19 protein-coding genes are annotated in these 23071 nt (G+C 70.8%); 5 read left to right on the top strand and 14 right to left on the bottom strand.

Annotation, left to right across the window (positions count from 1 at the left end; translation table 11 throughout):
- Positions 1-92: 92 nt before the first annotated feature.
- Positions 93-3860 carry a S8 family peptidase gene (locus OG446_RS30710; protein WP_328897050.1) on the bottom strand — a complete coding sequence of 1256 codons (3768 nt, stop codon included), beginning with the start codon at positions 3858-3860 and terminating at the stop codon, positions 93-95.
- A gap of 210 nt (positions 3861-4070) precedes the next feature.
- On the opposite strand from OG446_RS30710, the gene OG446_RS30705 reads away from it, so the two are divergent.
- The 3 genes from OG446_RS30705 (at position 4071) to OG446_RS30695 (ending at position 8252) form a co-directional block, all read left to right on the top strand.
- A complete protein-coding gene (locus OG446_RS30705) occupies positions 4071-5060 on the top strand; it encodes a helix-turn-helix domain-containing protein (RefSeq protein WP_328897049.1) in 990 nt (329 codons plus the stop codon).
- Positions 5061-5210: 150 nt separating this feature from the next.
- Positions 5211-5693 carry a DUF456 domain-containing protein gene (locus OG446_RS30700; protein ID WP_328897048.1) on the top strand — a complete coding sequence of 161 codons (483 nt, stop codon included), beginning with the start codon at positions 5211-5213 and terminating at the stop codon, positions 5691-5693.
- A gap of 417 nt (positions 5694-6110) precedes the next feature.
- Positions 6111-8252 carry a glycosyl hydrolase family 95 catalytic domain-containing protein gene (locus OG446_RS30695; protein WP_389257486.1) on the top strand — a complete coding sequence of 714 codons (2142 nt, stop codon included), beginning with the start codon at positions 6111-6113 and terminating at the stop codon, positions 8250-8252.
- Between the two features lie 5 nt (positions 8253-8257).
- On the opposite strand, the gene OG446_RS30690 is transcribed toward OG446_RS30695, so the two are convergent.
- Both OG446_RS30690 and rsgA read right to left on the bottom strand, forming a co-directional pair.
- A complete protein-coding gene (locus OG446_RS30690; protein ID WP_328898466.1) occupies positions 8258-9625 on the bottom strand; it encodes a DNA-3-methyladenine glycosylase 2 family protein in 1368 nt (455 codons plus the stop codon).
- Positions 9626-9698: 73 nt separating this feature from the next.
- On the bottom strand, positions 9699-10880 hold the full coding sequence (gene rsgA, locus OG446_RS30685) for a ribosome small subunit-dependent GTPase A (RefSeq protein ID WP_328897047.1): 1182 nt from the start codon (positions 10878-10880) through the stop codon (positions 9699-9701).
- A 362-nt stretch (positions 10881-11242) separates the two neighbouring features.
- Here rsgA and OG446_RS30680 point away from each other — a divergent pair, with 362 nt between their 5' ends.
- On the top strand, positions 11243-11743 hold the full coding sequence (locus tag OG446_RS30680) for a DUF5949 family protein (RefSeq protein WP_219573855.1): 501 nt from the start codon (positions 11243-11245) through the stop codon (positions 11741-11743).
- Positions 11744-11867: 124 nt separating this feature from the next.
- Here OG446_RS30680 and OG446_RS30675 read toward each other — a convergent pair whose 3' ends face one another.
- From OG446_RS30675 to OG446_RS30650, 6 genes are all read right to left on the bottom strand, one after another.
- A complete protein-coding gene (locus OG446_RS30675; protein ID WP_328897046.1) occupies positions 11868-12278 on the bottom strand; it encodes a rodlin in 411 nt (136 codons plus the stop codon).
- A 108-nt stretch (positions 12279-12386) separates the two neighbouring features.
- Positions 12387-12581: a hypothetical protein gene (locus OG446_RS30670; protein ID WP_328897045.1), complete on the bottom strand. Its 195-nt coding sequence runs from the start codon at positions 12579-12581 to the stop codon at positions 12387-12389.
- 202 nt (positions 12582-12783) lie between these two features.
- Positions 12784-13194, bottom strand: a complete 411-nt coding sequence (locus tag OG446_RS30665) for a rodlin (protein WP_219574399.1) — start codon at positions 13192-13194, stop codon at positions 12784-12786.
- A gap of 188 nt (positions 13195-13382) precedes the next feature.
- Entirely contained in the window at positions 13383-13673 is a 291-nt protein-coding gene (locus OG446_RS30660; RefSeq protein ID WP_219574398.1) for a hypothetical protein, read from the bottom strand.
- A 441-nt stretch (positions 13674-14114) separates the two neighbouring features.
- Positions 14115-14348: a chaplin gene (locus OG446_RS30655; RefSeq protein WP_389257311.1), complete on the bottom strand. Its 234-nt coding sequence runs from the start codon at positions 14346-14348 to the stop codon at positions 14115-14117.
- Between the two features lie 288 nt (positions 14349-14636).
- Positions 14637-15038 (bottom strand): rodlin, encoded by a 402-nt coding sequence (locus OG446_RS30650; RefSeq protein ID WP_148016803.1) that lies wholly within the window; start codon positions 15036-15038, stop codon positions 14637-14639.
- A 384-nt stretch (positions 15039-15422) separates the two neighbouring features.
- Between OG446_RS30650 and OG446_RS30645 the strand changes: the two genes are divergently transcribed.
- Positions 15423-16262 (top strand): chaplin, encoded by an 840-nt coding sequence (locus tag OG446_RS30645; RefSeq protein WP_328898464.1) that lies wholly within the window; start codon positions 15423-15425, stop codon positions 16260-16262.
- 72 nt (positions 16263-16334) lie between these two features.
- Here the strand turns inward: OG446_RS30645 and OG446_RS30640 are convergent, their stop codons facing one another.
- From OG446_RS30640 to OG446_RS30620, 5 genes are all read right to left on the bottom strand, one after another.
- Positions 16335-17270 (bottom strand): dihydrodipicolinate synthase family protein, encoded by a 936-nt coding sequence (locus OG446_RS30640; protein WP_328897044.1) that lies wholly within the window; start codon positions 17268-17270, stop codon positions 16335-16337.
- Positions 17267-18274: an ABC transporter ATP-binding protein gene (locus OG446_RS30635; protein WP_328897043.1), complete on the bottom strand. Its 1008-nt coding sequence runs from the start codon at positions 18272-18274 to the stop codon at positions 17267-17269. Before OG446_RS30635 ends, OG446_RS30640 begins: the two co-directional genes overlap by 4 nt.
- Positions 18271-20241: a dipeptide/oligopeptide/nickel ABC transporter permease/ATP-binding protein gene (locus tag OG446_RS30630; RefSeq protein ID WP_328897042.1), complete on the bottom strand. Its 1971-nt coding sequence runs from the start codon at positions 20239-20241 to the stop codon at positions 18271-18273. The genes OG446_RS30635 and OG446_RS30630 overlap by 4 nt, the downstream gene beginning before the upstream one ends.
- Position 20242: 1 nt before the next feature.
- Positions 20243-21193, bottom strand: a complete 951-nt coding sequence (locus tag OG446_RS30625; protein WP_328897041.1) for an ABC transporter permease — start codon at positions 21191-21193, stop codon at positions 20243-20245.
- Between the two features lie 200 nt (positions 21194-21393).
- Positions 21394-22989 (bottom strand): ABC transporter substrate-binding protein, encoded by a 1596-nt coding sequence (locus OG446_RS30620; protein ID WP_328897040.1) that lies wholly within the window; start codon positions 22987-22989, stop codon positions 21394-21396.
- Between the last annotated feature and the right edge of the window lie 82 nt (positions 22990-23071).

Here is a 23071-nt window from a genome sequence, read left to right as displayed (position 1 = left end):
AAAGTGGCTGAGTCCCGTCCGGAAAAAGGTCCGCCGGGCGGCCCCACCCCCCACGGGAAGGACGCCCGGCGGACCGGTCGGGTGACGCGCCGTCAGCGCACCGCGTAGGCGTCGGTCACGGTCTGGACGACGGAGTTGCCGTTGGCGTCCGTCAGTTCGGTGCGCAGGGTGACCGGCTTGCCGGTCGCGTCCGCGTGGTTCACGGTCGCGGTCCAACGGCCGCCGCGCTGAGCGGTGGTGGCCGCGGTCCAGGTCTCGCCGCCGTCGTACGAGTACGAGACCTCGGCGGCCGTGACCGTGCCGGGCGTGTAGCCGGCGTGGCCCGAAACGCTCAGGCCGATCTGCTGACCGTCCTTCGCCGCAAGGGTCTTCATGCCGTCCGACGGGAGGTCGTAGCCCGGGAAGAGCAATGGGATGCCCTGCGAGTAGGCGTTCTCGTCACGGTGCGAGCGGAACCTCCAGGTCGTCTCGGTACGGGTGGACCGCTTCCACACCTTGGCCGGCTGGCCGCCCTTCGACGTCGTCATGGTGAGTTCGTAGGCTGCGTCCTCGGCCGGGACGGTGAACACCCCGGACGGCCAGCCGGATACACCGAGCACCTGGCCACCACTGGTGAGCCGCAGGCTGCCCATGTCCCCGAAGGAGCCCTGGAGACCGCCGTGTTCGCTGTCGCTCCAGAAGCCCGGGGCGACGCCGATCAGATTGTCCTGGCGCTCCGCGGCGAGCATGGCCCCGCCCCGCTCGTCCCGGGGCGCGGACGGGACGACGAGACCCCGGTACCAGTTGGCCGTGCGCCGGGAACCGGCTTCGTACGTCCGGAACCTGTCCTCCATGAACTCGCCCCACGGGAAGCTGGACGAGATCCGCTGGCGCCAGGTGTCGTCGCCCGCCGAGTAGTACTCGGTGCGCTTTCCGGGTGCGGGGACGCTGTCGAACGCACCGACGCCGTACCGGGCGCCGTAGGGGGTGGCGACGAGCAGCGTGTCCACGAAGTCGGTCCTGACCCCCATCGATTCGTAGGTGGACTCGACCGCGCCGAGCTGCGTGTCCCTGACTCTGTACGTCCGGTCCGAGGTGACGGTTCCCGTCTCGGGGAAGGCCAGGTTGTAGACGAACGGGCTGGCTGCGGTGGCCTTCCAGCTCAGCTCCACGGGTCCGGCGGCCAGGGCGGCGAGCAGACCTGCGGCCTCGTCGGACTGGATACCGAGCGCGGGCAGGGGCGCCGCACCGTAGCCCACGGACGGCTTCCACGGGCCCGCGGACGGGCGGTGCACGATGATCGCCGACGCGCCCGCGGCCTGGGCGTCGCGCGCCTGTGTGAGGACGGCGCCGCCGTCATCGACGCCGACCAGGGCTATCTTGCCCGAGACATCGGCGGCCTTCAGCTCATCGGGGGTGCCGGAACCGGCGTCGACGAGTGCGGCCTGTCCCGTTCCGTCGAGGTTGACGGAGCCTGCGGAGGCGGCGGTGGGGTGCAGGGTCGCACCGCCGACGACCGCGAGCTTCTCGATCTGTGGGGCGTAGGCCCGCCAGAAACTGTCGAACTCGAAGTCGCCGTCACGGGCCCTGCCCTGGATGTCGACCAGGTAGTCGCCGGTGACGTCGCTGCCGGAGATGGATCCCGAGTGCAGCCAGACATCGTCCCAGCTGCGGCCGAAGGCCAGCGTCGCGCCGCGCGTCTCGGTGGTCCGGTCCTCGGTCCTCACCTTGATCCGGTGTGCCTTGCGGGCGTCCAGCACCAGGACGGTGTCCTTGGTGACGTCCAGCTGGGGCCGGGCCAGGTAGCCGACCGAACCTGTGAGCCGGCCGGTGGCGTCCTCGGGGTCGGCCGAGACGATGAAGCTGGAGACGAAGTAGGCGCCGGGGCGCACCTCGTACACCTGGTCGGTCGAGCCGTCGTTGAAGCGGCGCTCACCGGTGGCGGTGTCGGTGCCGATGACGTCGACCGAGGACGAGCCCGTCGCGGCCTTGCCATTGCCGTCGATCAGCTTGACGCGCAGGGTGACGGTCTCGGCGCCGACGTACAGCGAGAACGGGGTGGAGACCTTGACGCCACCGGCGCCGGTGGCCAGCACCCGGCCGGTGACGTCGCCGTACTGGCTGTCCCGGAGGCGGGCGGTCGGGTCGAGCTTCAGCGGGACCTCGGCCGTCGCACCGGCGGGCACGGTGACGCTCTTCACGCCGAGTGCGGCGACGGACGACCGGACGGCCGAACCGTCGTTGCCCGTGACGCCCTGGACGGAGAGCGACAGCTTCACCGGCTTGTCGCCCGTGTTCGTGTACGGGACCTGCACCGTGGTGCGGTCGGTCCTGTCCTGCGGCCAGTTGAAGGTGCCGCCCTGGACGGCGGGTGCGCCGGTGAGCGTCGTGTCGATGGCGGCCTTCACGTCGAGCCGGCCGCCGCCGGTCTCGCGTACGTCACCGGGGATGTCGCTCTTCGCGGACGACACCAGGGCCGCCTTGATCTGCTGGGCCGTCCAGTCGGGGTGGCGTTCCTTGACGATGGCGGCGGCGCCCGCGACATGCGGGGTGGCCATCGACGTACCGGACATCGACTGGTAGGCGTACACACCGCGACCGCCTGCCGCCGCGGCGGATATGTCGACGCCGGGGGCGGCGATCTCCGGCTTGAGGGTGTGCGAGACGATCGCCGGCCCGCGGCTGGAGAACGAGGCGGTGGAGTCGTCGCGGTCGACCGCGCCGACGGTCAGCACGTTGGGCGCGCACCCGGGCGAGGACACGGTGTTGAGCGTCGGCCCCGAGTTGCCGGCCGCGATGACGAAGAGGGTGTCCTTGCTCCTGCCGAGTTCCTCGGCCGCCATGCTCATCGGGTCGGTGCAGTCGGTGGGGGTCTGGCTGCCCAGGCTCATGGAGACGACGTCGGCCTTCTGGTCGACGGCCCACTGCATGCCCGCGATGATCCAGGACGAGTCGCCGGAGCCGCTGTCGTTGAGCACCTTGCCGACGAGCAGGTCGGCGCCGGGGGCGACGCCCTTCTTCTTGCCGTCGCCGGCCGCGCCGCTGCCGCCCACGGTGGAGACGGTGTGGGTGCCGTGTCCCTGACGGTCGTCGGTGGTGTCGGAGTCGGTGAAGTTCTTCGACTCGGTGATCCGGCCCTTGAGATCGGGGTGTTCGGCGTCGGCGCCGGTGTCCAGGACGGCAACCTTGGTGCCCTTGCCGTCGTAGCCGGCGGCCCAGGCGAGGTCGGCGCCGATCTGCTTGGTGGAGCGGTCGAGGCTGGCCTCGACCTGGCGGTCCAGCCAGAGCTTCTTCAGCCCGGCGCCGGAGCGGGACCGGGGGGCGGTGACGTCCGACCAGAACCCGGCGGTCTGCTTCTTGTCGGCCTTGAGCGCCACACCGTCGATGGACGGGAGAGCGAGGCCGCGCTCGGCGCCGCGCGGGGTGACGGGCGCGCTGCGTGCGGTGTCCGTGGAGTAGGTCGCGATCAGCGGTACGGAGTCCGCGTGCGCGTCGTCGTACCCCTGCCGGATCAGCCCGGTGACGTTGAAGAGTTCCTCGTCGACGGTGCCCTCGGCCAGCGCCTTCACGGCGGTGTCCGGGTAGACGTACAGGTCCTCGCCCGAGCGGCGGGTCTGTACGAGCGGGACGGTGCCGTCCTCGCGGGGCAGGGCGGTGGCCGAGGCGTTCCCCGAACCGTCCGTGCTCACCAGCACCTTGTCGCCGGTGACCAGGGTGACGGTGACCGGCTTGTCCGCCTTGGGCGTGGCGGCCGCGGTGCCCGTCAGCGGTCTCTTCGTGTCCGCGTCGCCCTGTGGCGCTGCCACGGACGGTGCGATCACCGTGACGGCGAGGACGGCGGCGGTGGCCGCCCCCAGTGCCGTACGCGAAATCGGACGCATCGCTCTCCCCAAGTGAAACCGGCATGGAAGGCGCAAAAAGCCCTCATTCCGGAGGTTGTTGGTGCTGCGGTGGCGCCACATTGGCAGAGTGACGGGCGGTACAGCGATGATGTGCCACGGCGGGTTTACGCCGTGGCCGCTTTCCGCCACGGCCGGTCGGCCTGCCGGCACGACATGACGGGGCAGCAAGCGGTTCGGGGAGGTCCGGGGATGTTGGGAGCCATAGGTCTCGACGAGACGCAGGAGTCGGCCTATCGCGCGCTGGTGGCGGTGGGAGCCGCGGAGGTCTCCGATCTCGCGCACCGGCTGGCGCTGCCCGAACGGGACACCGAGCGGGCGCTGCGGCGACTGGAGCAGCACGGGCTGGCCGCGCAGTCGTCGGCCCGTACCGGCCGGTGGGTGGCGGCGCCGCCCGGGGTCGCGCTGGGGGCGCTGCTGACCCAGCAGCGCCACGAGCTGGAGCAGGCGGAGCTGGCCGCGGTCCTGCTGGCCGAGGAGTACCGGGCGGACGCGGCCGAGCCGGCCGTGCACGATCTGGTCGAGGTGGTCACCGGGGCGAGCGCCGTGGCTCATCGTTTCCATCAGCTGCAGCTGGGGGCGACGAGCGAGGTGTGCGCCCTGGTCACCGGGAATCCGATCGCGGTCAGCGGCCTCGACAACGAGTCCGAGGAGCAGGCGGCCACCCGCGGGGTGTCGTTCCGGGTGGTGGTCGAGCGCGAGGTGCTGGGACTGCCGTCGGGGCTTCTGGAGCTGTCGGCGGCACTGAGCCGCAACGAGCAGTGCCGGGTCGTGGACCGGGTTCCGACGAAGCTGGTCGTCGCGGACCGGGCGCTGGCGATGGTGCCGCTGACCGCCCGCGGCGCGGAGCCGGCGGCGCTGGTGGTACACGCGTCGGGGCTGCTGGAGTCGCTGACAGGGCTCTTCGAGGCGGTGTGGCGCGAGGCGATGCCGCTGCGGTTCGCCGAGAACGGCCGGGTCGAAGAGGAGGCGACGGGGCCCGATCCGACGGACCTGGAGATCCTTTCGCTGCTGCTGGCCGGCCTGACCGATGCCAGCGTGGCGAAGCAGCTCGATCTGGGGCTGCGGACGGTGCAGCGCCGGGTCAAGGGCCTGATGGAGCTCACCGGGGTGTCGACCCGGCTCCAGCTGGGCTGGCATGCGTACGAGCGGGGCTGGGTCGCCCGCGACCCCCGCCCCTGACCGGCCCCGCTCCCGTTGTGGGCGGCCGGCTGCCGCCGCCCGCCCACGTCGGGTGGGGAACACCGCCGTCACACCTCTGAGCTGCGCCTACGACCCCGGAGCGGGGCGCGACGACGGGCAGGACCGGCCGGACTCCGGCAGGCTGGTCAGATGAGTGTGTGGCAGCTCGTCGCCGTCGGACTGGTCATGATGCTCGGCCTGATCGGCGTGCTGGTGCCCGGTGTGCCCGGGCAGGCGATCGTCTGGGCCGCCGTCCTGTGGTGGGCGCTGACCGACATGACTCCGGCCGCCTGGGGGGTCCTGATCGGGTCCACGGCGCTGCTGCTGCTGAACCAGGCGCTGAAACCGCTCCTGCCACCGCGCCGGCCGCGGGAGTCCGGGGCGCCGCGCCGGACGCTGATGCTCGGCGGGATCGGGGCCATCACCGGGTTCTTCGTGATCCCCGTGGTGGGAGCGATCGCCGGGTACGTGGGCGTGATCTACGGGGCCGAGCGACTACGGCTGGGCAGCCGGGGGGCCGGCTGGGCCTCGGTCCGCTCCGTGATGCGGGCGACCGGCTACTCCGTGCTCGTCGAACTGTTCGCATGCCTGCTGGTGGCAGGGGCATGGCTGGGTGCGGTGATCTGGGGCTGACGCCCCTCCACGCCCGTCATGTAGGCGAAGCCCGACCACATGGAGAGAAACACATCGGATCTCTCGCGCCCTATTGACGGACAGAAGGCTCAAGCCTACGTTCCGTGAGGACATAGCTCGGATGAATTGATGCGCCTGTCTGCGTACGAATCGCCAGGAGATGCCTTGCCCACAGCACCGGATCACGCCTCCTCCCCCCGCACCGATTCCTCGCCCGCCCCCTCCCGGTCCGCCCCCTCCCGCAGAAGCGTGATCGCCACCGGCACCGCGCTCGGCGGAGCCCTCGTGGTGGGCGGCACCGCCGTCCCCGCCCAGGCCGCTGCCGCGTCGGCCGCCGCGGCCGCCCCCGTCGTGGTGCGCTCCCCCGCGGACAGCTGGAGCACCGTCCTCGACGACGCCGACCTGCGCTGGCAGCGCATGCCGAAGACCTGGTACGAGGGCCCCTACCTGGGCAACGGCCGGCTCGGCTCCGGTATCTACGCGGAGCCCGGCGCGGAGACCACGGCGATCCGCTTCAACGTCCAGCACTCCGAGGTCCAGGACCACCGGCCCGAGTTCGGTTCGCTCTTCGGCCTGGCGCGGCTCCCGATCGGCCACTTCACCCTGGAGCCGGCCGGCACCGTCACGGGCGTCGACTGGCGGATGCGGCTGCACACCGCCGAGTTGCAGGGCACCGTCACCACCTCGGCCGGCACCCTCACGCTCCGCGCCTTCGTGCAGTCGACCGGTGACGTGCTGGCCGTCGAGGTGACCCCGAGCGACGGCGAGAAGGACTTCCGCTGGGTCTTCCACCCGGCCGAGGCGATCAGTCCCCGGGCCGCCTTCAAGCCGCTGCCGGACGGCTACACGGGCAACCCCCCGGCCGTCGTCGAGGAGCACGGCGGGACGACCGCGGCCGTGCAGTCACTGCTCGCGGGCGGAGCCCACGTCACCGCCTGGCGCGAGCGGGCACGCGGCGCCGCCCGCACCCTGTACGTGACCGTCACGCACTCCCACCCCGGGAACACCGCCCGCGCACGCGCGCTGCGTACGGTCACGGCCGCCTCCGCCCTTCCGTACACCCTGCTCGCCGCCCCGCACCGCACCTGGTGGGACCGCTTCTACCGCAAGAGCTTCCTGTCGCTCCCCGATGCACGACTGCAGCGCTTCTACTGGATCCAGCTCTACAAAACGGCCTCGGCCGCGCGCAGGGACGCACCCGTGATGGCCACCTCGGGCCCCTGGCTGGAGCCCACACCGTGGCCCAACACCTGGTGGAACCTCAACGTCCAGCTGGAGTACTGGCTGATCCACGGCTCCAACCACCTGGAGCTCGACGCCGTCACCCGGGCCCTGGGCGAATTCCGCGAGCAGCTCTCCCGCGAGGTCGCCGCCCCCTACCGGGCCGACTCCGCCGGCATCCCCCGCACCACCGACCCGCAGCTGGTCAACGGGGCCGCGGTCGCCGACGGCGGCTACGGCGTCGGCATCCCCGGCCAGGACCCGCCCACCCCCGAGGTCGGCAATCTGACCTGGGCCCTTCACAACGTCTGGCTCTCCTACCGCCACACGATGGACCGGTCCGTCCTGCGCGACACCCTCTTCCCGCTGCTGCGCAAGGCCGTCAACTACTACCTGCACTTCCTCACCCCGGGCGCCGACGGCAAGCTGCACCTCCCGGCCACCTTCTCCCCCGAGTACGGCGTCAACGCCCCCGACTGCAACTACGACCTGATGCTCCTGCGCTGGGGCTGCCGCACCCTGCTCGAATCGGCCCGCGAACTGGACGTCGACGACCCGCTGACCGCCCGCTGGCAGGAGGTGCTGGCCAGGCTCACCCCGTACCCCGTCGACGAGAACGGCTACATGATCGGCGCCGGGGTGCCGTTCGCGAAGTCCCACCGCCACTACTCGCACATGCTCGCCGTCTACCCGCTGTACGAGGTCACCGGCACGACCGGCTCCGAACGCGCCCTGATCGAGAAGTCCCTCGCCCACTGGGTCGGCTTCGAGGGCGCGCTGCAGGGCTACACCTTCACCGGCGCCGCCTCCATGTCGGCACTGCTCGGCAAGGGCGAGGACGCCTTGGCGTACCTGGGACAGCTGATGAGCCGGTTCATCCAGGCCAACACGATGTACAAGGAGTCCGGCCCCGTCATCGAGACCCCGCTGTCGGCCGCCCAGTCGCTCCACGACATGGTCTGCCAGTCCTGGGGCGACACCATCAGGGTCTTCCCCGCCCTGCCCGCCGCCTGGCAGGACCTCACCGTCCACGACTTCCGCACCCAGGGCGCCTTCCTGCTCAGCGCCGTGCGGGAGGGCGGCCGGACGCGCTGGGTCCGCCTCACCAGCGAGGCGGGCGCGCCCTGCGTCGTACGGCACGGCATCGAGGGCGCCATCGAGGTCCGGGACCGGCACGGACGCCCCCTGGCCCACGAGGAGCAGGACGGCGGTGCGGTACGCATCCGGCTCCGCAAGGGCGAATCGGCGCTGATCACCGCAGCCGGCGACCGCCCGGACCTGACCGTCCGCCCGGTCGCGGCGAACGGACCCGCACCGAGCTGGGGCCTGCCGGCCTGATCCCGTTACGCGGGCACCCGGTCCACGGCCTCCGCACGGCGTACGCCGTAGGAGCGCCAGGGCCGCCACCGGTCGGAGCCGGGCGTTCCGTACGGGTCCACATCGGGGTCGCCCAGGCCGCGCATCCGGATCAGCTTCGCGGTGGCCGGGCCGATGCCGGGCAGCCGCAGCAGCGCCTGTTCGGCCGCCTCCCGGTCGGCGCCCGCGTCGAGCCGTACGTCGCCGTCGGCGAGGGCGGTGGCGAGGGCCCGCAGCGCCGGGTCGGACACCGCGCCGGCCAGGACGCCCGGTTCGGGGAACACATGGGTGAGCCCGCCGCAGGAGACGTCCAGGACCTTTCCGTACAGCTCGACCAGCTCAGCGGCTGCCGCCGGACCCACCAGCGCCCGCACGGCGAACTCCTCGGGGTCCGCCGTGCCGGGCGAGCGCACCCCCGGGCGGTCGGCCACCCCGGCCGCGAGCAGCGGATCGGCGCCGAGCAGTTCGTCCACGGCGTACGGGTCGGCGTCCAGGTCGAAGAGGCGGCGCAGCCGCTGCACGGCGGTGGTCAGATCACGCAGGTCCGTGAGGTGGATGCGGGCCTCAAGCCAGGACCCGGCGGACCGCTCGTCGACGGCGGCGATCCCGGTACCGTGCGGCAGGCGCAGAGTGCGGCGGTACGTCCGGGCCCCGGGGTCCCCGCTGACCTCCTCGATCCGGGCGACCGTCTCGGCCGCGAGCAGATCGAAGACCTCGCGGGCCGCGTACGGACCCCGGTGCGCGAGCCGGAGCGGAATGCCGGTGGTGCGGGCCTGCCGGGGTGCGGCGCCGAGCCCGGTGCCGGCCTCGGTACGCAGGTCGCTCGGAGTGCGGGCGTAGATCTGCCGAACCGTGTCGTTGAACTGACGCACCGAGGCGAAACCCGCCGCGAACGCGATCTCGGTGACGGGCAGCCCGGTGGTCTGGAGCAGGACCCGCGCGGTGTGCGCGCGCTGGGCGCGGGCCAGCGCGACCGGCCCGGCGCCCAGTTCCGCGTTGAGCTGGCGCTGGACCTGCCGCGAGCTGTAGCCGAGCCGGTGGGCGAGACCGGGGACGCCTTCCCGGTCCACCACACCGTCGCCGATCATGCGCATGGCACGGCCGACCACGTCCGCCCGGACGTTCCAGTCCGCGGAGCCGGGAACGGCGTCCGGGCGGCAGCGCCTGCACGCCCGGAATCCGTTGCCCTGCGCGGCGGCCGCGGTCGGGTAGAAGCGGACGTTCTTCCGCTTGGGGGTGACGGCGGGGCAGCTCGGCCGGCAGTAGATGCCGGTCGTCTCGACGGCGAAGAAGAACTCCCCGTCGAAACGCGCGTCGCGGCTGCTCACCGCCTCGTATCTGGTCTCTTCGTCCATCACACCGTCCAGTGTGCGCCACCGGACCCGGGCCGCACTCGCGGTTTTCGGACGTCGACCAGGGGTGCTCCGGCTACCGCACGCGGCCCCGCTTCGCCTCCATGGCGGCCCGGCCCTCCGCCCCCTTGCGCTTCCAGTCCCGGCGGATCTCGGACCGGACCCGCGCATCGGTCTTGGCGACGATGCGCTGGTTCTCGCGCAGCAGCTTGCGGTAGCTGTCGTAGCGCCGCTCGGGCAGCGTTCCGTCCTCGATCGCCGCCAGCACCGCGCAGCCCGGTTCGGCCGCGTGGGAGCAGTCCTGGAACCGGCACTGCGCGGCCAGCTCCTCGATTTCGGAGAACACCTGGCCGACGCCTGTCTCCGCGTCCCACAGGCCGACCCCGCGCAGCCCCGGGGTGTCGATCAGGACGCCGCCGGAGGGCAGGACCAGCAGGTTGCGGGTCGTGGTGGTGTGCCGGCCCTTGCCGTCCACGTCACGGGTGGTCCGCACCTCCATCGCGTCCTGCCCGAGCAGGGTGTTGGCGAGCGTGGACTTGCCCGCACCCGAGGCACCGAGCAGCACGCTCGTACCCCCGGAGACGATCGCGGAGAACACATCGACGCCCTCACCGGTCGCGGAGCTGACGGGCAGCACCTGCACGCCAGGCGCGAGGCGCTCGACGTCCTGGACGAGGTGGGACAAGGTCACGGCGTCCGGGACCAGGTCGGCCTTGGTCAGGACGACGAGGGTCTCGGCGACGCCGTCCCCGGCCGATGCCGCGTCCCGCAGCAGCGCGTCGCCGCCGCCACTGGACATGGCCAGGGCGAGGAACCGCTCCACCCTGCCCAGGTCGAGTTCCACCGCCAGCGAGACGCAGATGGCGATGTGGTCGACGTTGGTGGCGAGCACCTGGCCCTCGGAACGCTTGGACGAGGTCGAGCGGACGAAGGCCGTGCGCCGCGGCAGCAGCGTACGGACGAACTGCGGGTCACCGTCGGGGTCGACGGCCGCCCAGTCGCCCGTGCAGACGATCCGCATCGGGTCTCGGGGCACGACGAACGCGGTGTCCGCGCGCACCGTGCCCTGCGGGGTGACGATGTCGCACTGCCCGCGGTCGACCCGCACCACGCGTCCGGGCAGCAGCCCCTGTTCGGCGTACGGGGCGAACTCGGCCGCCCAGTCGTCGTCCCAGCCGTAGGCGGACAGGGGATGCGACGACGAGGAGCCCTGAAGAGTGGAGAAGGAGGAAAGGGAAGAGGAAGACGGGAAAGACAAGGGAAACCCTTCACAGGGTGGCCCCGGCGGTGCGCACTGCGGCGCAGAGGTTCTGAGGAAGGTCAGCCGGTGGCCACGGGGGTGGGAACGATGCTCTTCGGCTTGTGGGCAGCGCCCATCGCGGCGACAGTCATCAATGTCCTCACCTCCGGTTTCACACGGTTCGGCACCGGCGGTCTTCTCCGCCGTCCGTCACGCCGCACACGATAGCCCGCGGTGGCCGGGCGGCGTCAACGGATTTATCAGGGCGCTCCGTTCCGGTGCGCCGGAACGGAGCCCTTCAGCCGGAATATCACCCACCGTCCCTCGATCGGGTGATACGCATGGAGATCAGCCGGTCGCGGACGGTTAGGGTGCCGGACATGACCTCCCCCCAGACAGCCCCCGGCACGTTCACCCAGGCCCAGTTGGGCACGCTCATCCTGATCGGCTGGAGCGGCGAGCACCCCCACGACGGGCACGACGTCGCCTTCCTGCTCGCCTACTCGCTGGGCGACGGATCGGAAGGGCCCGCGGTCGGCGAGGCCGCCATGCGCATCGCCCTGGACCGCTGCGGACTCCCGGCCGGTGGCGGCACGGTGCGCGCCGACGAGACGCCCGGCCTGCCGGTGAAGCTCCTCGTCCAGGCGGGCCAGGCCGTCCTGACACTGCCTCACTTCAAGGCCCAGTACCCCGTGCCGCCCCAGTGGCTGGCGGCCGCCACCGCACAGGGTGAGGTGCACGCGATGTTCGCCACCCGGCCGTGGCCGCAGGGGGCGCCCGGGCTCCCGGTGGGCGAGGAGGAGCTGCGCCTGTTCGCGGGCGACCCGGAGGTCATCGCGAGCTCCGCCCACTGCGTCCTCCCCGTACGCAGCCTGGGCTGACCGCTCCCGGCACGACGATGCCCACCGCCCCCGTGGAGCGGTGGGCATCCTCATGCTCGGCGCCTCACCCACGCACCGCGGGCGGCCCGGTAGCTTCCGGGCCGCCCGCGGTGTGTGTCCGGGATCAGTTGTTGCCGATGCCGTTCCCGGAGAGGACCGGGATGCCGTTCACCAGGTGCGAGAGGGCCTCGTCGCCCTTGGCCTGGGTGGAGTTGTCGGCGCACTGCTGGTTCTGCGGGGAGGACAGGACGTTGATGTCCTGGACCGCGACGGGCACGAGGATGCCCACGAGCGCACCCGCGTTGGCCTTGATCGGGGCCCCGACGCAGAGCTTGTTCAGCGAGCCCTGGACGAGCTGGACCTGCGGGCTGCCGTCGCCCCGGGTCACGCTGTTGCCGAACGAGTCCACGGCGCCGTTGCCGTTGACCGACGTGGTGCCCCCCTCGTTCCCGATCGCCATGGCCGAGGGGGCCGCGGCGGCCGAGATACCGACCAGGGACACGGCCACTGCTGCGCCGGCCATCATCTTCTTCATCACGCTTCACCTTTCGGAGCGTTCCGTTCTGGAACGTACTGATCAACCTCTTACGGAGGCATCGGTTCCGCGGTTCCACTCAAACGGGTTCGATCCGGCGTGAGTTCGTTACCTCTCCCCGGAGGTACGCGCTCCGGGTACGAGGCCGCCGGCGCCGGGATGTCCGGGCTCCGCGCCGCCCGGCGGTGCCGTGTCGCCGCGGGCCGCCGCCTGCCACTCGGCGAGGAGGCGGTCGTAGATCGGTGTGCCGTCCTGCGGGTACCGATGCGGGTCCCGCCGTCGTTGACTGTCGTGCTGGTCCATGAGGGGGCCCTACCCGGTACGGCGGTGAGCCTCCGCCGCCACTACGGCAACCGGCCCAGCGGACCCGTCCTTTCGGGGGAGCTCCCGGCCACGCCTCGGCACACGACGTGGGGCCGACACGTCCGGGCGGCCGGAACTCCGGCTGCCACGAGGACGGGTCGGCCCCACGGGTGATCCAGGAGGCGCGGGCGCCTCGGAACGACTAGTCGTTGGCGACGCCGTTGCCGGACAGGATCGGGATCCCGGACAGGATGTGCGACAGAGCCTCGTCACCCTTGGCCTGGGTGGAGTTCTCGGTGCACTGCTGGTTCTGCGGGGAGGACAGGACGTTGATGTCCTGGACCGCGATCGGGATGGCACCGATCAGCGAACCGACGTTGGCCTTGGCCGGCAGCGCGATGCAGGGCTTGTTGAGCGAGCCCTGGATGAGCGCGAACTGCGGGCTCCAGTCGCCGTGGGTGGCGGAGTTGCCGTACGACTGGACGGCGCCGTTGCCGTTGACCGACGTGGTGCCCCCTTCGTTCCCGATCGCCATCGCCGAGGGGGCGGCCGCGGCGGAGACGCCGACGATCGAAGCAGCGACGGCTGCCGAGGCCATAATCTTCTTGATCATGAAAAAGCCCTTCTGGGGTTTTCTGTTGCCCGCCTGTCCGGAGCGACCTGATCAACTCGCGGTGGCGGAAATGGTTGTGGCGCTTCACTCGAACGGTGTTTCCGCGATCCGTACGGTCACGGAATGCGCGGCACCGGAGATACGCGCGCGCCTCGTGACGAGGCGGGAACCGCCGTCGTGGGGACGGGTCAGCCGCCGAGCGGGAGGCCGCCCATGAGCGGGGCGGCACCCTTGGCGGCACCGGTGGCCTGGCCGGCGACCTTGGTGACCGTGCCGTCCTTCTGCAGCGACTCGGCGGCACCGCCGACGGTGTCGACGACCGGGTCGACGGCCTGCGGGGCCGCGGCCACCACCTGGTTGACACCGCCGTCGAGGCTGAAGCTGGGGGCCGTGGCGTTGGTAACGGCGAAGGCGGGAGCAGCCGTTCCGAGAGCGACCACGGAACCGGCAACGAACGCAGCTGTCTTCGCGTACTTCACTTTCGGGTTCCCTTCTGCAGCGGCATCCGTTTCGGTCGCGTCCCCGCGCCGCACCAGCCTTCTTTAGCTGTGACTTCTGCCGCTTTCCCTCTGGATAACGATCCGATTGCGGCCGGGCAACTGGACAGTCCGTCTTTTTCTTCCGGCCGCTTTCCCGAGACTTCGGAAAGTTGCATGACTAATCACCGATTCGAGTGCGAGGGGGGACAGCGGACACGATTCGGTGGTGCACTGTCGGTACTCCGTCCTGCGCACCCGCCGGATGTCCGCCCCCAGCCGCCGGCGCACCGCGCCCCGGGCCGGCGGAAGGCCCTCGGCCGTTCCGCCGCATCGAGGAGGGCTGCGAACTCCCGGGACGGAACGCAGAAAAGAGGAAAGCCCCGGATCGCATGGAATGCGATCCGGGGCAGACCGGCGCCGAACGGGTTCGGCGAGCGTCGATCAGACGTTGGCGCAGGTGTTGCCGAAGGTCGGGTTCAGCAGCGCGATGACGTTCACGGTGTTGCCGCAGACGTTGACCGGCACGTGGATCGGAACCTGCACGACGTTGCCGGACAGGACGCCCGGGGAGTGCACGGCCGCACCCTCGGCGCCGGAGTCGGCGAAGGCCGGAGCAGCGGCACCCATCGCCATGAGGGTTCCGGCGGCGACGGCGGCGATCTTGGTGTACTTCACTTTCAACCCTTTCTTCGACGGAGTCCGGAGCGGCCACGACTTTCGTGCCGCACGAGCGCGGTCCTGATCACTCGTAACTCCGCCGCTGTAATTCGTAACGATTTCAGACGGTAAGCGAAACTCTTCATCGAGGAGATTCTTCCGAATCCGCCCGAATGACGCAGTTTCGGTCACGTGCTGTTACCGCTGAGGTCGGGCCCGACGTCCCGGGCGAACCCGCGATGGGCAGCAGCAGGCCCGGGCCACCGGACGGGAAACGCCGAAGGCCCGGGCCTGTTGACAGCTGGATCAGCTGTTGCCGGCACCGTTGCCGGAGAGAACCGGAATGCCGGACAGGATGTGCGACAGCGGCTCGTCACCCTTGGCCTGGGTGGAGTTCTCGGTGCACTGCTGGTTCTGCGGGGAGGACAGGACGTTGACGTCCTGGACCGCGATCGGGATGAGGCCGATCAGCGAACCGACGTTGGCCTTGGCCGGCAGGCCGATGCAGGGCTTGTTCAGCGACCCCTGGACCAGGCCGAACTGCGGGCTGCCGTCGCCGTGCGTCTCGGCGTTGCCGAACGACTGCGAGGCACCGTTGCCGTTGACGGAGGTCGTGCCGCCGGCGTCGCCAATGGCCATCGCCTGCGTCGCGCCGAGACCGAGGATGGAGGCGGCGACGGCGCCCGTAGCCAGGACCTTCTTGATCACGATGAACCCTTCTCGTACTGGATGCCCCGTACCGGAGCGCACTGACCAACCGGCTTCCGGACGTTTGGTTATCCCCATTCACCCGAATGCCGGGGGCGCACGGACGCCCGTACGAAAAGGCCCGGTCAACGTGAAACGAAAACTCCGGGCGAACGCGCATTCGTAGTCCGTCCGAGTGATCACAGGATTCTCACTGATTCCACGTTTCCCTCTCGCTTTTGCCTCGTTATGGGTGTCGTCAAGCTCGCCCGACGGGACGCCCACCCAGTACGAATGGCAGGCCCGACGGTTGCTGGACCGCCTGATGAATGAAATGCGGGTCAATACTGCCCGCGCGTAATGTCCTAAGGAAGGGCAACCATGCGAAAAGCCTTGAGTAAAAGCGTGCTCGTCATGGCGGCGGCGTCAGGCATCCTGACCGCCTCCGGCGGCTACGCGTTCGCCGACGCCTCGGCCGACGGTGCCGCGATCGGTTCGCCCGGTGTGGGTTCGGGCAACGCGGTGCAGGTGCCCGTGCACATCCCGGTCAACCTGTGCGGCAACACGGTCAACGTGATCGGTGCCCTGAACCCGGCATTCGGTAACGAGTGCGAGAACGAGAGCGACGGCGCCGAGGCCGGCGACGCCCAGGGCGCGGACGCCGACGGTGTCGCGGCCGGCTCCCCCGGCGTGCTGTCGGGCAACCTGATCCAGGCTCCGGTCGACGTTCCGGTCAACGTCTGCGGCAACACGATCAACGTGATCGGTGCGCTGAACCCCGCCTTCGGCAACGAGTGCGAGAACGAGTCGGGCGGTGTCGACACCCCGAAGCCCCCGCACCCCCACAAGCCCCCGAAGCCGCACAAGCCGCCGACGCACCACCACCACCACGATCACGACTGCGCCTGCGAGCCCGGCCACCACCACCCGCCGAAGCCTCCGAAGCCGCACAAGCCGCCGACGCACCACCACGACCACAACTGCCCGCCCAGCCACCACCACAACCCGCCCACGCACAACCCCCCGACCCACAACCCGCCCACGCACAACCCGCCGACCCACACGTGGCACCCGCACAACCCGCCGACCCACAGCTGGCACCACAACCCGCCGAAGCACCACAAGCCGCCGCAGATGGCGCACACCGGTGCCAACGACAACCTGGGCATCGCGGGTGGCGCCAGTGCCGCCCTCGTGCTCGGTGGCGGCCTGCTGATGCGCCGCAGCCGCGCCGCGCAGAAGTGATGTAGCCCCGCACGCGAAAAGGTCCGGCCGGACAGCACGAAGCTGTCGGCCGGACCTTCTCCTGTCCGGGGGTCAGACCCGGGAGAGCCCCGCGCGGTCGAGGCAGTCGGCGACCGCCGCCGTCTCCGCGGCGTCCAGCCTGCGCATCGGCGGACTCATCACGTTGGTGGTGATGACCCCGCGCAGCATCAGCGCGGTCTTGAAGGCGCCGAGTCCGGCCGCCGTGGCGGACGCGGTGCCGGGGCGGGCGGCCCGGATGATGTCGAAGAGCGCGACGAGACGGTCCTGCTCGGCCTTCGCCGTTGCCCAGTCGCCGGTGACCGCGGCGTGGTGGAGGCGGACGTACCCGTGCGGGTCGACGTTGCCCAGCCCCGGGACCGAGCCGTCGGCGCCGCCGAGCATCATCGCGTCGACGACCAGCTCATGCCCGGTCAGGACGGAGAAGTCCGGCAGTTCGCGGGCACCGATGGCCAGTTGGCGGAACGAGCCGTCGTCCCCGCTGGAGTCCTTCACGCCGGCCAGCACTCCGTCTGCGGCGAGCGGCAGGAGCAGCTCCGGGGTCAGCTTGCTGTGCACGCAGACCGGTACGTCGTACGCCAGGACCGGCAGTTCGACCGCGGCGGCGACGTCGCGGAAGTGCCGGTCGATCTCCTGGTCGCTGGTGCGGGTGTAGAACGGCGCGGTGACGACGACGGCGTCGGCGCCCAGCGTGGCCGCGCTGCGGGCGCGCTCGATCGCACGGTTGGTGGTGGTCTCGATGGCGCCGACGATGACCGGCACCCGGCCGGCTGCCGCCGAGACGATGACCTTGATGACCTCGTCCTGCTGACCGGGCGTCAGGTAGGCGGTCTCACCGGAGCTGCCGAGGGCGAAGAGCCCCGTGACACCGCCGTCGAGGAGGTGCTCCACCACTCGCTCGAGAGAGGGGCGGTCGAGCTCGCCGTCCGCGGTGAGCGGGGTGACGACGGGCGGGATCACTCCTGAGTAGCGGGGGGTTCGGGCGGTCATGCGGTGCTCCTTGCGGACGGTACGGGGGTCGGGTCCCCGGAGGGGGACGCGGGGGTCTGGGGGTGGACGCAGTGCCAGCGGTGTTCGCCGGAACCGAACGTCTCCGCCGGGAAGACCGTGGAGCACGCGTCGTCGGCCTTCCAGCAACGGGTGCTGAAGGGACAACCGGGCGGCGGGTTGGTCGCGGAGGGCACCGGGCCGGTGAGCACGATGCGCTCCGTCGTTTCCAGGAGGCTGGGTGTGGCGGAGAGCAGGGCTTCGGTGTACGGGTGGCGGGGGCTGCCCGCCACGTCGGCGGCGCGCCCCTCCTCGACGATGCGGCCGAGGTAGAGGACGGCGATGCGGTCGGCGAGGTAGCGCACGGTCTGGATGTCGTGCGAGATGAACACCATGCCGAGGCCGAGGCGTTCGCGCAGGTCCACGAGAAGGTTGAGGACCTGGGCGCGGACCGAGACGTCGAGCGCGGAGGTGGGTTCGTCGGCGACGATCAGCTCGGGTTCCAGGGCCAGGGCGCGGGCGATGGCGACGCGCTGGCGCTGGCCGCCGGAGAGCTGTCCGGGCAGCGCGGCGAGGGTGTGTCCGGGGAGGCCGACCAGGTCGAGGAGTTCCTCGACGCGGGCCTCGCGCTCCTCGCGGGTGCCGCGCCGGTGCACGTCGAGCGGGTCGCGCAGGATCTGGCGGACGGTGAGCCGGGGGTTGAGCGCGGTGGACGGGTCCTGGAAGACGACGCCGACGGCGGAGCCGAAGTCCTTGCGGCGCTCGGCGCCCGTCATGTCCCAGAGGTCGCGGCCGTGGAAGAGGACCTCGCCCTCGGTGGGCTTCTGCAGTCCGGTCAGGACCCGCGCCATCGTCGACTTGCCGCAGCCCGACTCGCCGACCAGGCCGACGATCTCGCCGCGCTTGACCTCCAGCGTGGCGTCCGTCAGCGCGTGCACGGCGTCGCGGCTGAAGACGCCTCCGCTGCGTGCCTTGTGGCGTACGTGAACGCCGTTGAGCCTGATCACAGGGCGCTCCCTTCCAGCTTCTTCGCGGCGTCGGCCGGGTGGTGGCAGGCGAAGCCGTGGTCCTTCGCGGTGCCGCGCCCGGCGAGTGCGGGGGTGGTGGTGCGGCAGAGGTCGGTCGCCGCACCGCAGCGGCCGGCGAAGCGGCATCCCGCGCCGAAGCCCTGGGGCGCGGGGACGACGCCGCGGATCTGGTGGAGCCGCTCGGCACCGGCCTCCAGGGAGACGACGGAGCCGAGAAGCCCGCGGCTGTAGTGGTGGGCGGGGTCGGTGAGGACCGACCGGGTCTCGCCGACCTCGGCGAGCCGTCCCGCGTACATCACGGCGACCCGGTGGGAGAGGTCGCCGACGAGGGCGAGGTCGTGCGAGACCAGCACCATGGCGAAGCCGAGTTCGTCGCGGAGCCGGATGAGGAGTTCGACGACCTGGGCCTGGACGGTGACGTCGAGGGCGGTGGTCGGCTCGTCCGCGATCAGCAGGCGCGGGCTGCGGGACAGGGCCATGGCGATGAGCACGCGCTGGCGCTGGCCGCCGGAGAGCTCGTGCGGGTAGCTGCGCAGGGTCCGCTCGGGCGAGAGGCCGACGAGCTCCAGGAGTTCGGCGGGTGTCTTCGTACCCCCGCGCGAGGTCAGCTGCCGCAGCTGGGTGCCGACGAGCACGGAGGGGTTCAGGGAGGAGAGCGCGTCCTGGTAGACCATCGCGATCTCGGGGCCCATCAGGGCACGGCGTTCCCTGGGCGGGAGCTTCAGCAGGTCCCGGCCGCGGTAGAGGATCTCGCCGCTGACCTCGGCGTTGCGGGCGAGGAGGCCCATGACGGCGAGGCTGGTGATGGACTTGCCGCAGCCGGACTCGCCGACCAGGCCGAGGGTCTCGCCCTCGTGGACGGTGAAGTTCAGCTTGTCGACGACGGGGATCTCGCCGTAGCGGTCCGGGAAGCGGATCGCCAGGTCACGGACGACGAGGAGCTCTTCGGCGGCCGCGCGGACCGGGGTGATGGTGGGCTCGGTGGCGTTGATGTGCCGGGCGAGCTTGGTGAGGGCGGCGTCGATGTCGACGGTGGCGGCGGCCTCGACCGGGTCCGGCGCAGTGGTCGCGGTGGGGTCGACGGCCGCGCGGGCGCTCTTGGGCGCGGCGGAGGCGTCGGTGAGGCCCTCGGAGAGGATGTTGAGCGCGAGGACGGTGATCAGCAGGGCGAGGCCGGGGAAGAAGGTGGCCCACCAGCCGCCGGCCAGGAGGATCTGCCGGCCGTAGGCGAGGACGCTGCCCCAGCTGGGGTCGGGGTCCTGCACACCGGCGCCGATGAACGAGAGGCTGGCCTCGAAGATGATGGCCTCGGCGACCATGACGGTCGCGAAGACCATGACCGGGGCCATGCAGTTGACGGCGACGTGCTTGAGCACGATGTAGCCGCGCCGGGCGCCGATCACCTTCTCCGCGGCGACGTAGTCCTCGCCGTACTGGGAGAGGACGTTGGCGCGGACCACACGGGCCAGCGACGGGGTGTACACGAAGGCGATCGTGAAGATGATCACCGGGATGCTGGTGCCGAACACGGCGACGAGGACGGCCGCGAGCGCGATCGGCGGGAACGACATGACGACGTCGAGGGTGCGCATGACGGACTCGTCGCCGAGCTTGCGCGAGGTGGCGGCGAACGAGCCGAGCAGGGCCCCGGCCACCAGCGCGCAGGCGGTCGCGCCGAGGCCGATGACCAGCGAGTAGCGCGAGCCGTGCAGGACGCGGGCGAACACGTCGCGTCCGGCCCGGTCGGTGCCGAACCAGTGCTCGCCGCTCGGGGCCTGGACGGGGGTGCCCGTGGTCAGGGGGTCCTGGGTGAGCAGGGGGGCGAGCACGGCGCCGAGGAGGACGACGATCAGGACGCCGAGAGCGACGCGGGAGGTTACCGGGAGGGCGCGGAAGGCGACGCCCGGTCGGGAGAGCTTCTTGGCCAGACGGCCCGTGGCGAACATGTCACACCGTCCTGATGCGCGGATTGACCAGCAGGTAGAGCAGGTCGACGATGACGTTGACCACCAGGAACGCGATGGCGATGGTCAGTACGGTGCCCTGGACCAGGGCGATGTCGCCTCCGGTGACACCTTCGAGGATGAGTTTGCCCATGCCGGGCAGGTCGAAGATCGCCTCGATGACGACGGCGCCGCTGAGCAGGTAGCCGACCTTGACGCCGAGCACGGTGAGCGGGGTGACGAGCGCGTTGCGCAGCACGGAGCGGATGACCAGGAAGACCGGCAGGCCGTTGCCCCGGGCGGTACGGACGTAGTCCCGGTCCAGTTCGGTGACCATCGAGGTGCGGATCAGGCGGGCGAGCGAGGCGGCGACGGGCACGGCGAGCGAGACGGCGGGCAGGATCATCGTTTCGAGCCACCCGCCGAACGAGTCGGCGATGTTGGTGTATCCGCCGGTCGGGAAGATCTGGGTGTTCAGGGCGAACTGCTGGATGAGCAGGACGCCGAGCCAGAAGGACGGAATGGCGACCCCGGCCATCGACAGGACCCGGAAGAGCTGGTCGGGCCAGCGGTCGCGGTACATCGCGCCCAGGACGCCGCCGAGGACGGCGAGGACGATGGCGATGACGAGCCCGAGGATGGTGAGCTGGAGGGTCAGCGGGAAGGCGGCGGTGATCCGGTCGACCACGGGCTGGCTCGGCGGGACGGTCATCCCGAGATCGAAGTGGAGCAGTTGGCCGAGGAAGTGGAAGTAGCGGACGGGCAGCGGGTCGTTGAGCCCGTTGGCCTCGGCGAAGGCCTCCCGGGCCTCAGGACTGGCGCTCTCCCCGAGCGCGTTGTAGGCCGGGTCGACCGGCGAGAACTGCAGCACCACGAAGACGAGCAACGCGATACCGAGGATCATCACCGGCATCATCGCGACGCGACGCAGCGCGAGCCGGAGAAAAGCAACCATCGTCGGGTTCCTTGCGGTTGGGCGGTCATCCGGTCCGGTGCACCGGGGGTGCCCGGTGTCCCGGACCGGGTTGTCGGGCGCTCTCGGAGAGCGCCGTTCTGTGGCCTCTCGTCCGGATCGGAGCGGTTCGGCCGGCTCGGATCCGGACGAGAGGAGCTGGGTGCCGGGGGTGCTCGCGCGGGACCCGGCGGGTGCGGCCGTCAGGCGCGGCCGACGTCCAGGAAGGAGAGGCCGGTGGTCGGCAGCGGCTTGAAGCCGGTCAGGCCCTTCTCGTTCCAGGCGGTGGGCAGCTTGCGGTGCAGGATCGGGTAGAGCGGGACCTCGTCGGCGAGGACGTCGGTGATCTGGCCCCACAGCTGCTTGCGGGCCGCCTCGTCGCCGGACTGGGCAGCCTTGTCGAGGAGCTGCTTGACCTTCTTGTACTCGGCGGTCTTCGACCAGCCGTAGCGCTTCTCCGGCCAGAAGCCGTAGTAGAACCAGCGCATCAGCAGGTCGACGTCGTTGCCGAAGACCGAGGGGTCACCGGGGGCGACGAGCACCTCGAAGTCGCCGCTGTCGACCTTGGCGTACTGGGCGGCCGACTGGGAGATGCCGAGGGTGGCCTCGATGCCGGCACCGGCCCAGCTCTCCTTGATCAGCGGGGCGATGTCCTTGACCCAGCCGGTGTCGGTGGTCAGGACGGTGAACTTGAGGTCCTTCACCCCTGCTTCGGCGAGCAGCTTCTTCGCCTTGGCCACGTCGTGCGTGTAGACGGTGGCGGCCTTGTGGTAGTCGGGGTGCGTGGTGGGCACGTAGCCCGTGGCGGCCGTGGCGTTGCCGACCATGGCGGTCTTGATGATCTTCTCGGTGTCCAGCGCGTAGTGCAGGGCCTGGCGGACCCGCTTGTCGGCGAACCGCTTGTCGGCGGTGTTGAACATCAGGAAGAGCAGGCCGAAGGACTGCACGGACTCGGTCTTCGCCGAGGCGGAGAGACCCTTGACGTCGATGTAGGGGACGTCCTCGATGGCCTGGACGCGGCCGGACTGCATGGCGCTGACGCGGGCCGACTGGTCCGATATCAGGCGCCAGATCATCTTCTTGGCCTTGGCCGGGTGGGCGCCGTTGTACTTGTCGTACTTCTCGAAGACGATCTTGTCTTCACGGGTCGCCGAGACGAACTTGTACGGGCCCGAGCCGACGGGCTTGGCGTCGAACCCCTTGACGTCCGCCTCGACGATCTTCTTCGGCACGATCCGGGCCACCGCGATGCGGGACGGGAAGAGCGCGAAGGGGTACTTGAGCTTGAACTCGACCGTTCCGGCGTCGACGGCCTTGACGGTGTCGATGAAGGGCACGAACTGTGCCATCAGCGAGGCGTTCTTCTCGTCCAGGATGCGTTCGAAGCTGAACACGACGTCGTCGGCGGTGACGGCCGAGCCGTCGTGGAAGGTCGCGCCCTTGCGGAGAGTGGCGCGGTAGGTGGTCGCGTTGATCTTCTTCGGCATCTCGGTGGCGAGAGCGGGCCGTGCCACGAGTGTTGCCGGATCGAGATCCACCAGCCCCTCGAAGATGTGCATATTGGCCGCGTACGGCGTCGCACCCGAGGTGATCATCGGGTCGAAGCCCGTCGACAGCGGGTAGGACATACCGGCCTCGATGAGAGCGGTGTCGCCGCCCTTGTCCGGCGAGCCGTTGGACGTCGAGGACGGTCCGCCGCACGCGGAAAGGCCGGCCGTGATGGCGGCCGCGGCACCGACGGCACTGGTGTAACGCAGGAAGGTGCGGCGCTCGACACCGGCTGCTCTCAGCTCGGGCACTGGTCCTCCAGGGACTTGAGGTGGGGCGTCAGGGGTAAGAACGGGGGGTTCGGCGCAGGTTCACGGGGACCGTGGAACCTGA

It is taken from the genome of Streptomyces sp. NBC_00236, assembly GCF_036195045.1.
Classification (GTDB): Bacteria; Actinomycetota; Actinomycetes; order Streptomycetales; family Streptomycetaceae; genus Streptomyces.
This window is presented reverse-complemented; position numbering and strand designations above follow the sequence as displayed.